Source organism: Pseudomonas sp. S3E12 (assembly GCF_001702295.1).
GTDB classification, from domain to species: domain Bacteria; phylum Pseudomonadota; class Gammaproteobacteria; order Pseudomonadales; family Pseudomonadaceae; genus Aquipseudomonas; species Aquipseudomonas marginalis.
Window position 1 is genome coordinate 23,056 of record NZ_MBDT01000011.1, and the last position, 11,945, is coordinate 35,000.

At 56.7% G+C, this 11,945-nt stretch carries 5 protein-coding genes, 2 tRNA genes and 3 rRNA genes (1 of these 10 running past the window's edge); 2 read left to right on the top strand and 8 right to left on the bottom strand.

The genetic code is table 11. From position 1 onward, the window contains the following. Window positions 1–61 precede the first annotated feature (61 nt). Entirely contained in the window at window positions 62–2,419 is a 2,358-nt protein-coding gene (locus BB029_RS12665; protein WP_065939423.1) for a DNA polymerase II, read from the bottom strand. A gap of 218 nt (window positions 2,420–2,637) precedes the next feature. Between BB029_RS12665 and BB029_RS12670 the strand changes: the two genes are divergently transcribed. Next, a complete protein-coding gene (locus BB029_RS12670) occupies window positions 2,638–4,875 on the top strand; it encodes a TonB-dependent siderophore receptor (protein WP_065939424.1) in 2,238 nt (745 codons plus the stop codon). Between the two features lie 73 nt (window positions 4,876–4,948). Here the strand turns inward: BB029_RS12670 and BB029_RS12675 are convergent, their stop codons facing one another. Continuing rightward, on the bottom strand, window positions 4,949–5,416 hold the full coding sequence (locus BB029_RS12675; protein ID WP_065939425.1) for an SRPBCC family protein: 468 nt from the start codon (window positions 5,414–5,416) through the stop codon (window positions 4,949–4,951). A gap of 99 nt (window positions 5,417–5,515) precedes the next feature. On the opposite strand from BB029_RS12675, the gene BB029_RS12680 reads away from it, so the two are divergent. Further along, window positions 5,516–5,917, top strand: a complete 402-nt coding sequence (locus BB029_RS12680; RefSeq protein ID WP_065939426.1) for a GFA family protein — start codon at window positions 5,516–5,518, stop codon at window positions 5,915–5,917. A 1-nt stretch (window position 5,918) separates the two neighbouring features. On the opposite strand, the gene mrdA is transcribed toward BB029_RS12680, so the two are convergent. The 6 genes from mrdA to BB029_RS12710 form a co-directional block, all read right to left on the bottom strand. Continuing rightward, entirely contained in the window at window positions 5,919–7,811 is a 1,893-nt protein-coding gene (mrdA, locus tag BB029_RS12685; protein ID WP_065939427.1) for a penicillin-binding protein 2, read from the bottom strand. A 270-nt stretch (window positions 7,812–8,081) separates the two neighbouring features. Then, window positions 8,082–8,197: ribosomal RNA gene (rrf, locus tag BB029_RS12690) — 5S ribosomal RNA — on the bottom strand. Between the two features lie 152 nt (window positions 8,198–8,349). Then, window positions 8,350–11,241 (bottom strand): 23S ribosomal RNA (locus BB029_RS12695). A 249-nt stretch (window positions 11,242–11,490) separates the two neighbouring features. Continuing rightward, a tRNA-Ala gene (locus tag BB029_RS12700) sits at window positions 11,491–11,566 on the bottom strand. 30 nt (window positions 11,567–11,596) lie between these two features. Further along, window positions 11,597–11,673 (bottom strand) — tRNA-Ile (locus BB029_RS12705). An 83-nt stretch (window positions 11,674–11,756) separates the two neighbouring features. Beyond that, window positions 11,757–11,945, bottom strand: a 16S ribosomal RNA gene (locus BB029_RS12710) (it continues 1,348 nt past the right edge of the window). The 16S, 23S and 5S rRNA genes sit together here with 2 tRNA genes alongside, the layout of an rRNA operon.

An 11,945-nucleotide genomic window follows, 5' to 3' on the forward strand; every position in this document is an offset into this window, starting at 1 on the left:
CGCCGTCTGGTGATCATCAGAGGCCAAGAGTGCAGGCTCTCACCAGGGTGAATCAAGGATTTTAGAACAGACCCATTTGCCCGCCGACCAGGGTGCTGAAATCGTCACTCACGAACGGCAGTATCGCATCCGCGACCGGTTGCAATTGCCGGGTGACGTAGTGGTCGTAATCAATCGGCGCCTGGCGTACTTCCAGCGGTTCGGGGCCGTTGACGCTGATCACATAGCGGATCCAGCCGCCGCGCTGGTACTGGCGCGGGCGCCCCAGGCGGTCGTTGTATTCATCGGCCAGGCGCGCCGCGCGTACATGGGGCGGCACGTTGCGCTCGTAGTCGTCCAGTTGACGGCGCAGACGTTTGCGGTAGATCAGCAGTTCATCGAACTCGCCGCTCAAAGTGCGGCGCACGTAGTCGCGTATGTAGTCCTGATGGGGCTGGCGGTGGAAGATGCGTTGGTAGAGTTCCTGCTGGAACCGGCGGGCCAGGGGCGACCAGTCGCTGCGTACGGTCTCCAGGCCTTTGTAGATCATCTCTTCGCTGCCGTCGGCATGTACCACCAGGCCGGCGTAGCGCTTCTTGCTGCCCTCCTCCGCGCCGCGAATGGTCGGCATCAGGAAGCGGCTGAAGTGGGTTTCGTATTGCAGCTCCAGGGCACTTTGCAGGCCGAACGCGCTGTGCAGGTGCTCACGCCACCAGGTGTTGACGTGCTTGACCAGCGCCTGGCCGATACGGCTGGCGTCGTCCTGGGAATGCGCGCTGCCGAGCCACACGAAGGTGGAGTCGGTGTCGCCGTAGATCACCTCATACCCCTGGGCTTCAACCAGTTCGCGGGTCTGGCGCATGATCTGGTGGCCGCGCATCGTGATCGAGGAAGCCAGTCGTGTATCGAAAAAGCGGCAACCGCTGGAACCGAGTACGCCGTAGAACGCATTCATGATGATTTTCAGCGCCTGGGACAGCGGCGCGTTGTGCTCACGCTTGGCCTCTTCGCGACCTTCGGAGACACGCGCAACGATGGCCGGCAGGCAGTGCCGGGTACGAGAAAAGCGTGCACCGCGAAAGCCTTCGACGGAGTCGCTGTCGTCGGGGTGCTTGAGGCCTTCGATCAGGCCTACCGGGTCGATCAGGAAGCTGCGGATGATCGACGGGTAGAGGCTTTTGTAATCGAGCACCAGCACCGATTCGTAGAGGCCGGGGCGCGAGTCCATGACAAACCCGCCGGGGCTGGCCTGGGGCGGTTTGTCGCCCAGGTTCGGCGCGACGAAGCCCTGGCGGTGCATCAGCGGCATGTACAGGTGGGTAAATGCCGCTACCGAGCCGCCGTTGCGGTCGGCCGGCAACCCGGTGACGCTGGCGCGCTCCAGCAGGAACTTGAGCAGCTCGGTCTTCTCGAAAATCCGCGTGACCAGCTCGCAGTCCTTGAGGTTGTAACGCGCCAGGGCGGGCTTGTCCTCGGCGAACATGCGGTTGATTTCGTCCATGCGTTGATACGGTGTGGAGATGTCCTTGCCCTCGCCGAGCAGGGTTTGCGCAACGTTTTCCAGGCTGAAGGATTCGAAGCTCCAGGTGGCCGAACGCAAGGCTTCGATACCGTCGATGATCAGGCGCCCCGCCGCTGCGGCGAAGTAATGGTTGCGGCTGCCGTGCTCGCGCCAGGCCATGGGCTCATCGCCGCGACCGAGCATCAACGGCACGTTGAGGCGCTGGGCATGTTCGTGGAGTACGCGCAGGTCGAACTGCACCACATTCCAGCCGATGATTGCATCGGGGTCATGGGTGGCGAGCCATTGGTTGAGGCATTCGAGCAGTTGGGCGCGGGTGTCGCAGTAGTCGAGCTTGAAGTCCACCGCGTCCGTCTTGTTCGGCGGGCCGAGCATGTACACCTGGCGTTCCCCGCAGCCTTCGAGGGCGATGGAGTAGAGGTCGCCCTGGGCGGTGGTCTCGATGTCCAGGGACACCAGCTTGAGCGGCGGCCGGTAGTCGGGCGCGGGCTTCATCTGCGCGTCGCACAGGGCGCCACCGGCATCCGCTGTCCCCCCGAACCAGACCGGAGCGGTGATGAAACGCTCCATCATGTAGCGTTCCGGCGGGCGCACATCGGCTTCGTAGACATCGACACCGGCGGCGCGCAGGCGCTTTTCCACGTCCATCAACTGGCGGTGCTGGCGCGTGTAAAGGCCCAGGACCGGGCGGTGATGGAAATCGCAGAGTTGCAGCGGGCGCAATTCGATATCGCGTTCACCTTTGAGCAACCAATCCAGCGGCTTGCGATGGGCCTCGGGAATAAACATCACCGAGGTCTGCACGGGTAGGCGGATAAACCGTGGCCCCTGGTCTGTGGCCAGCCAGAAACTGACCTCCGTGCCCGCCGGGGTATCGCGCCAATGCCGGGTCAGGACAAAACCCTGCTGTAAATCCACCGTACCGCACCTCTGGAATAGCTTTCAGGCGTTGATTCTACGCGGCATCTGCGCAAACGCGGCAGGTAAACGCGCACGCAGACTGCAATCTGACAAATTTGTTGCACGCCGTTAATAATAATTACTATCATCTGCGCCGGAGTCGTATTCGCGCAGTGAGGAAGCGCAACGCCTGTTGCCCCTCTTCTCACATTGACGGTTCGCCGTCAGGATCGACCATGCCCACCCGTAGCCCATTCGCTGTGCCGTTTCGCCCGACCTTGCTCGCCCTTTGCTGTTCCCTGAGCCTTGCCGCCCATGCTGCAACCCCAGTCAACCCGCAGGATGCGAACAACCGTCAGGACGGCAGCACACTGGAATTGGGTGCCACCACTATCAACGCCGACGGGCCCGCACCGGGTGCCCTTCCCCCCGTGTACAGCGGCGGCCAGGTGGCACGCGGTGGTCAATTGGGAGTGCTGGGCAACCAGGACATCATGGACGTCCCCTTCAGCATGGCCTCCTATACCGAAAAATTGATTCGTGATCAGCAGGCCGAGACCGTCGGCGATGTGCTGCTCAATGACTCGTCGGTGCGCCAGGCGTCGGGGTATGCGAACCAGGCGCAGACCTTCATGATCCGTGGCCTGCCGTTGAACGGCGATGACATTTCCTACAATGGTTTGTACGGCATCCTGCCACGTCAGATCATCTCTACCGACGCCCTGGAGCGTGTGGAAGTGTTCAAGGGGCCCAACGCGTTTATCAACGGCGTGACACCGGGCGGCTCGGGGATCGGCGGCGGCGTGAACCTGCAACCCAAGCGCGCCGATGATGTACCGCTGCGTCGCTTCAGCACGGATATCAGCAGCGATGGCCGTGTAGGCGAACACGTGGATATCGGCCAGCGGTTCGGCGAAGACAATCGTTTTGGTGCACGGGTAAACCTGTCGCAACGCGAAGGGGATACCGGTATTGACGATGAAAATCAGCGTTCCAAACTGTTTGCCCTCGGCCTGGATTACCGCGGCGATGCTTTGCGCGTATCGAGTGATTTTGTCTATCAAAAGCAGCGCATCAACGGCGGGCGCAATTCGGTATTCCTGGGTACCGCCACCCATGTACCGGATGCGCCTTCAGCAGACACGAACTATGCGCCGAGCTGGAGCAGTACCAACCTTGAAGACACCTTGGGGATGCTGCGCGCCGAGTATGACCTGAACGAAAACTGGACGGCTTATGCCGCAGCCGGTGCCAAACACAGCCGTGAAATGGGCCAATATTCATCGGTGACCCTGACCGATAACCTCGGCAATGCCACATCCAGCCGCTCGACCATCGCGCACGAAGAAGACAACTCCAGTCTCATGAGCGGCCTGAACGGCAAATTCCAGACCGGCGCCGTCAGCCATCGACTCAACTTCGGCCTCGCGGGCATTTGGACCCAGGCACGTAACGCCTATGTCTTCAACGGCTCACCGAGTGCGACCAATATCTACGCGCCTGTGACTGGCGCACCACCGACTCTCAACAACCCGCGCAATACCCCGGGTACCGATTTCAGCGACCCGACCATTACCGCCAAGACATTCGTGCGCAGCGTAGCCGTCTCCGACACCGTGGGCTTCTTCGATGACCGCCTATTGGTGACCGTCGGCGCACGTCGCCAGCAGATGGTGGTTCAGGGTTACAACTACATGAGCGGTACACGCACCGCCAACTATGACGAATCGATCACCACGCCGGTCTACGGCATTGTGTTCAAGCCATGGGAACACGTGTCGGTGTACGCCAACCGCATCGAAGGCTTGGCCCAAGGACCGGTTTCCCCGCTTGTGGCAGGCACCCGCACTGTGATTGGCGGCGGGCAGGCCTACGCGCCCGCTCGCTCCAAGCAGATCGAAGCGGGCGTCAAAGTGGACATGGGTACCTATGGCGCTACCTTAGGGGTTTATCGTATCGAGCAGCCTGGAGCAGGTTACTCGGAGGTCGTCGATGCAACCACCGCACGCTACGTTCGTGAAGGCCAGCAGATCAATAAAGGCGTCGAATTGAATGTCTTCGGCGAACCGGTCAGCGGCCTGCGTTTGCTGGGTGGTGTGACCGTGATGAAGACCGAACTCAAGGACACACAGAACGGTGCCAACGATGGCAACCGCGCCATTGGTGTACCTTCCTTCCAGCTCAACGCGGGCGTGGACTGGGATATACCCGCCCTGCAAGGCGTGACCCTCAACGGGCGCATGCTGCGCACCGGTGGCCAGTACGCGGATGCAGCCAACAACTTGAGCCTGCCGGCCTGGAACCGCTTCGATATAGGCGCGCGCTATACGTTCACGCTGGACCAGCGTGATGTAACTCTCGGGGTTACTGTGGAAAACGTCGCTAACGAAAAATACTGGGAGTCGGCTCAGGGCGGGTTCCTGAGCCAGGGCGATCCTCGCGTAGCCAAGTTGTCCGCGACGGTGGATTTCTAACCGTAAGGCCATTCCCCCGTGAACATTGGGAACGACAAAGACGGGCATCCGTTAATGATGCCCGTTATGCGGCTCACGCCCTACGTGCTTTGCTCAAATAGTTTTCGATATTGCCCATCTGATCGTCCCAGCCACGGGAGTTCATCTTGAAGGCCTTTTGCCGACGAGCCTCCGGCACCGCGTTGAAACCGGATTCAACCACCCGCAGCAAAATGCCCGGCGCCCGATCCTCAATGGTGAATTCCACCAGTGTCGGGGTTTCCTTGTCGTAGTCGACGCCCTCTTCCACTGCGAAGGGGTGCCACCAGAAAGAGAACAATGTTTGCGGCAGGATGCGTTCGATTTTGGCTTTCCAGATCACGTGTTCGTAACCTGGGTAGGTAATCGGCGCCTCTATGGTTTCCCCTGCCACAAAGGCTTTGCCCTTGAGGGCGATACCAAACCAATTACCGAATTGCTCGGCATGGGTGAGCGCTTCCCAGACCTGTTTACGTGAAGCGTTCAGCAGAACTTTTCGCTCAATGCGATCTAATACGTGCATAAGTCACCTCCTCCATTGACAGTAGGCGACACCAAATAATGCGCAACCTCAGGTTGTAAGCAATCATGATGACCCCGTCCTTGAACCGGCAATACGTTTATGACTGACCCATTGAATGGAAGTTGCTTCTGCAAAGGTGTCCGCTATCAGGTGGACCAGTTGGACATGCCTATCAGCCAATGCCACTGCGCAAGCTGCCGCAAAATACATGCGGCGCCGTTTGTCGCCACCGCTGGCGTAATGCGCGAACATTTTCGCTGGACGCAAGGAGAGGAACTGTTGGCGTCCGTTGAATCTTCGCCGGGTAAGCTCAGGCATTTCTGTTCGCGCTGCGGCTCCCATCTGATAGCAGAGCGTGGGCATCAGCCCCATGTGATCGTGCGGGTAGCGACGCTGGACGATGATCCGGGCGTCAGGCCCACCTCGCACATCTGGACGGCCCATGATGTGCCCTGGCTTGCCCATGAAGGCATAGAGCAATGGGACGAGTGGAAGGCATGATTTAAACGTGGGGGTCACCTGGCGCTTTTGCCGGCGTCGCATATTGCGGCTTCAGGTGACCGTCCTGGTCGAGTAGCCAGGCATCCATGATTTGCCGCACCACCGGACCCGCGACGCGACCACCGGCCTCACCGTTTTCGATCATCACCGAAATCACTATCTTCGGGTGTTCGGCCGGAGCGAAGCCAACGAACAACGCGTTGTCACGGTGGCGTTCCAGGGTCTTCTCGCGGTTGTAACGCTCGCCTTGCTTGATCGCAACCACTTGCGCGGTACCGCTCTTGCCGGCAATGCGATATTGCGCCCCTTGTGCGGCGGCCCGGGCGATACCTCGTGGGTCATGCATCACCAGTTGCATACCGTGGTTGACCTGCTCCCAATCACGCGGATCTTTGAGGACGACGTTGGGCATTGGATTCTGGTCTACCGGCGGCTCACCATTGATCGTCTTGGCCAGGTGCGGGCGATTCCACACCCCCTTGTTGGCGATCAACGCCGTGGCCTGGGCCAATTGCAGCGGAGTGACTTGCATGTAACCCTGGCCAATGCCGAGGATCACGGTTTCGCCCGGGAACCAGGGTTGGCGCCGTGTGGCGCGCTTCCATGCCTGGGATGGCATCAAGCCAGCGGACTCTTCGAACATGTCCAGGGAGACTTTCTGACCCAGGCCGAACTCGGCCAAGTAGTCATGCAGGCGGTCAATGCCGAGTTTGTGAGCAAGGTCGTAAAAGTAAGTGTCGTTGGAACGCATGATGGCAGCGTCCATGTCTACCCAGCCGTCACCACTGTGGTTCCAATTGCGGTATTTGTGGTCAAAGTCGGGGAGCTGGTAGTAACCGGGGTCGAATACACGGGTCTGTGGGGTGACAACACCGCTGTCGAGACCAGCGATGGCCACTTCCGGCTTGATGGTCGAACCTGGCGCATAGAGCCCTCGGAGGACGCGGTTGAAGAGCGGCCGGTCAATGGAGTCGTGCAGCGCGGCATATTCCTTGAAACTGATGCCGGTGACGAACAGGTTCGGGTCAAAACTCGGCTTGCTGACCATGGCCAGCACTTCACCGGTTTGCGGATCGAGGGCAACCACCGAGCCACGGCGATCACCCAGGGCCTCTTCCGCAGCCTCCTGGAGCTTCACATCGAGGCTCAGGACGATATTTTTGCCAGGAATCGGGTCGGTGTGCTTGAGCACACGGAGTACGCGGCCCTGGGCATTGGTCTCGACCTCTTCGTAGCCGACATGACCATGCAGTTCGGACTCGTAGAAACGCTCGATACCGGTTTTGCCGATGGACTGCGTGCCACGGTACTCCACCGAGTCGAGGGCTTTGGATTCTTTCTCATTGATCCGCCCCACATAACCGATGGAGTGGGCAAAGTGCGCACCCAGCGGGTAGTGACGGACGAATTGCGGCTCTACATCTACTCCTGGCAGGCGGAACTCATTCACCGCCAGCAATGCAATTTGCTCTTCGGTCAACTCGTAAAACAATGTCACGGGAACGAATGGGTGGCGTGCCTGCTTCAGAGCCTTGTCGAACAGTGCTCGGTCTTCGACAGGCAGGTGCAGCAAGTTGACGATGGCGTCGAGCTCGCCCTTGAGGTCAGTGGTGCGCTCGCGGGTGATGGTCAGGTTGTAGCTGGGTCGGTTATCGGCAAGCAGCACGCCATTACGGTCATAAATAAGGCCACGTGTCGGAGTGATGGGCAGCACGTGGACACGGTTGTTTTCAGAAATCGTGGAGTGGTAGTCGAACTGTACGACTTGAAGGAAATACATACGCCCTACCAGCGCACACGTAATGCCTATCACCAACAACGCACAAGCGAGCAGGCGCTTGTTGACCAGGCGGTTTTCTTTTTCGTGATCTTTAATCGGTATAGGTTCAGGCATTTCTACAGCATCTCGTTGAAGAAGGTCGACGCCGCATCCTGCGATGAAAGATCAGTCCTTGAGAAATGTGCTGCACCATACCAAAAATGCAGAAACACTTTGCATTGAATTCCCCAACGGCACTCTGAAGTGAGTTCCATCTCGATGGGTACGGTGATACGGCAACTGCCCTTGAAGAGAATCAACAGCTCATCCGCCTAGGCGTACCCACTTTTCAACCGCCCAAAACAAAACCCCATCTGCTTTCGCAAATGGGGTTTCGGAATTTAATCTTGACGATGACCTACTCTCACATGGGGAAACCCCACACTACCATCGGCGATGCATCGTTTCACTGCTGAGTTCGGGATGGGATCAGGTGGTTCCAATGCTCTATGGTCGTCAAGAAATTCGGGTACTGAGTCGTGGCCAGCGGGCCTCGCTTCAGCAAATTGGGTATGTGACAGCTGTCGGTGTTTTGTGAAATCTCGAACTTTCGGTTCATTGCGTCTTCACACACCGCAATCTGGCCTTTCGACGCAAATTGCTTGGGTGTTATATGGTCAAGCCTCACGGGCAATTAGTATTGGTTAGCTCAACGCCTCACAGCGCTTACACACCCAACCTATCAACGTCGTAGTCTTCGACGGCCCTTCAGGGGACTCAAGGTCCCAGTGAGATCTCATCTTGAGGCTAGTTTCCCGCTTAGATGCTTTCAGCGGTTATCTATTCCGAACATAGCTACCCGGCAATGCCACTGGCGTGACAACCGGAACACCAGAGGTTCGTCCACTCCGGTCCTCTCGTACTAGGAGCAGCCCCTCTCAAATCTCAAACGTCCACGGCAGATAGGGACCGAACTGTCTCACGACGTTCTAAACCCAGCTCGCGTACCACTTTAAATGGCGAACAGCCATACCCTTGGGACCGGCTTCAGCCCCAGGATGTGATGAGCCGACATCGAGGTGCCAAACACCGCCGTCGATATGAACTCTTGGGCGGTATCAGCCTGTTATCCCCGGAGTACCTTTTATCCGTTGAGCGATGGCCCTTCCATACAGAACCACCGGATCACTAAGACCTACTTTCGTACCTGCTCGACGTGTCTGTCTCGCAGTCAAGCGCGCTTTTGCCTTTATACTCTACGACCGATTTCCGACCGGTCTGAGCGCACCTTCGTACTCCTCCGTTACTCTTTAGGAGGAGACCGCCCCAGTCAAACTACCCACCATACACTGTCCTCGATCCGGATAACGGACCTGAGTTAGAACCTCAAAGTTGCCAGGGTGGTATTTCAAGGTTGGCTCCACGCAGACTGGCGTCCACGCTTCAAAGCCTCCCACCTATCCTACACAAGCAAATTCAAAGTCCAGTGCAAAGCTATAGTAAAGGTTCACGGGGTCTTTCCGTCTAGCCGCGGATACACTGCATCTTCACAGCGATTTCAATTTCACTGAGTCTCGGGTGGAGACAGCGCCGCCATCGTTACGCCATTCGTGCAGGTCGGAACTTACCCGACAAGGAATTTCGCTACCTTAGGACCGTTATAGTTACGGCCGCCGTTTACCGGGGCTTCGATCAAGAGCTTCGCGTTAGCTAACCCCATCAATTAACCTTCCGGCACCGGGCAGGCGTCACACCCTATACGTCCACTTTCGTGTTTGCAGAGTGCTGTGTTTTTAATAAACAGTCGCAGCGGCCTGGTATCTTCGACCGGCATGGGCTTACGGAGCAAGTCCTTCACCCTCACCGGCGCACCTTCTCCCGAAGTTACGGTGCCATTTTGCCTAGTTCCTTCACCCGAGTTCTCTCAAGCGCCTTGGTATTCTCTACCCAACCACCTGTGTCGGTTTGGGGTACGGTTCCTGGTTACCTGAAGCTTAGAAGCTTTTCTTGGAAGCATGGCATCAACCACTTCGTTAACTAAAAGTTAACTCGTCATCAGCTCTCGGCCTTAGAATCCCGGATTTACCTAAGATTCCAGCCTACCACCTTAAACTTGGACAACCAACGCCAAGCTGGCCTAGCCTTCTCCGTCCCTCCATCGCAATAACCAGAAGTACAGGAATATTAACCTGTTTTCCATCGACTACGCTTTTCAGCCTCGCCTTAGGGACCGACTAACCCTGCGTCGATTAACGTTGCGCAGGAAACCTTGGTCTTTCGGCGTGGGTGTTTTTCACACCCATTATCGTTACTCATGTCAGCATTCGCACTTCTGATACCTCCAGCAAGCTTCTCAACTCACCTTCACAGGCTTACAGAACGCTCCTCTACCGCATCACTTACGTGATACCCGTAGCTTCGGTGTATGGTTTGAGCCCCGTTACATCTTCCGCGCAGGCCGACTCGACTAGTGAGCTATTACGCTTTCTTTAAAGGGTGGCTGCTTCTAAGCCAACCTCCTAGCTGTCTAAGCCTTCCCACATCGTTTCCCACTTAACCATAACTTTGGGACCTTAGCTGACGGTCTGGGTTGTTTCCCTTTTCACGACGGACGTTAGCACCCGCCGTGTGTCTCCCATGCTCGGCACTTGTAGGTATTCGGAGTTTGCATCGGTTTGGTAAGTCGGGATGACCCCCTAGCCGAAACAGTGCTCTACCCCCTACAGTGATACATGAGGCGCTACCTAAATAGCTTTCGAGGAGAACCAGCTATCTCCGAGCTTGATTAGCCTTTCACTCCGATCCACAGGTCATCCGCTAACTTTTCAACGGTAGTCGGTTCGGTCCTCCAGTTAGTGTTACCCAACCTTCAACCTGCCCATGGATAGATCGCCCGGTTTCGGGTCTATTCCCAGCGACTAGACGCCCTATTAAGACTCGCTTTCGCTACGCCTCCCCTATTCGGTTAAGCTCGCCACTGAAAATAAGTCGCTGACCCATTATACAAAAGGTACGCAGTCACCCAACAAAGTGGGCTCCCACTGCTTGTACGCATACGGTTTCAGGATCTATTTCACTCCCCTCTCCGGGGTTCTTTTCGCCTTTCCCTCACGGTACTAGTTCACTATCGGTCAGTCAGTAGTATTTAGCCTTGGAGGATGGTCCCCCCATATTCAGACAAAGTTTCTCGTGCTCCGTCCTACTCGATTTCATGACTAAGAGATTTTCGCGTACAGGGCTATCACCCACTATGGCCGCACTTTCCAGAGCGTTCCGCTAATCTCAAAGCCACTTAAGGGCTAGTCCCCGTTCGCTCGCCACTACTAAGGGAATCTCGGTTGATTTCTTTTCCTCAGGGTACTTAGATGTTTCAGTTCCCCTGGTTCGCCTCTTGCACCTATGTATTCAGTACAAGATAACCATCTTATGATGGCTGGGTTCCCCCATTCAGACATCTCCGGATCAAAGTCTGTTTGCCGACTCCCCGAAGCTTTTCGCAGGCTACCACGTCTTTCATCGCCTCTGACTGCCAAGGCATCCACCGTATGCGCTTCTTCACTTGACCATATAACCCCAAGCAATCTGGTTATACTGTGAAGACGACATTCGCCGAAAATTCGATCATACTCAATTAAGAGCCACTCACAAATTTTACCTTAGCCTGATCCGTTACCAGTGAAAGTAACGTTCAGTCTATCTTTCTATCACATACCCAAATTTTTAAAGAACGATCTAATCAAAGACTAGAAATCAACATTCACCATCATACTGATGGAATGCTCATTTCTAAGCTTTCATAACGCAGAAGCAGTAGTGGTGGAGCCAAACGGGATCGAACCGTTGACCTCCTGCGTGCAAGGCAGGCGCTCTCCCAGCTGAGCTATGGCCCCGTATTTCTACAGGCGTTTCCCACACAAAATTGGTGGGTCTGGGCAGATTCGAACTGCCGACCTCACCCTTATCAGGGGTGCGCTCTAACCAACTGAGCTACAGACCCAATTTCGGGCTGCTTCTTTATCGTCTTCTTCAATGAATCAAGCAATTCGTGTGGGAACTTATGGAGCAGCTGATGTCGTCGATTAAGGAGGTGATCCAGCCGCAGGTTCCCCTACGGCTACCTTGTTACGACTTCACCCCAGTCATGAATCACACCGTGGTAACCGTCCTCCCGAAGGTTAGACTAGCTACTTCTGGTGCAACCCACTCCCATGGTGTGACGGGCGGTGTGTACAAGGCCCGGGAACGTATTCACCGCGACATTCTGATTCG

Coding starts and splice junctions, on each gene's coding strand:
- mrdA (WP_065939427.1), bottom strand. CDS start 7,811: ATGCCTGAACCTATACCGATTAAAGATCACGAAAAAGAAAACCGCCTG.
- BB029_RS12680 (WP_065939426.1), top strand. CDS start 5,516: ATGACTGACCCATTGAATGGAAGTTGCTTCTGCAAAGGTGTCCGCTAT.
- BB029_RS12675 (WP_065939425.1), bottom strand. CDS start 5,416: ATGCACGTATTAGATCGCATTGAGCGAAAAGTTCTGCTGAACGCTTCA.
- BB029_RS12670 (WP_065939424.1), top strand. CDS start 2,638: ATGCCCACCCGTAGCCCATTCGCTGTGCCGTTTCGCCCGACCTTGCTC.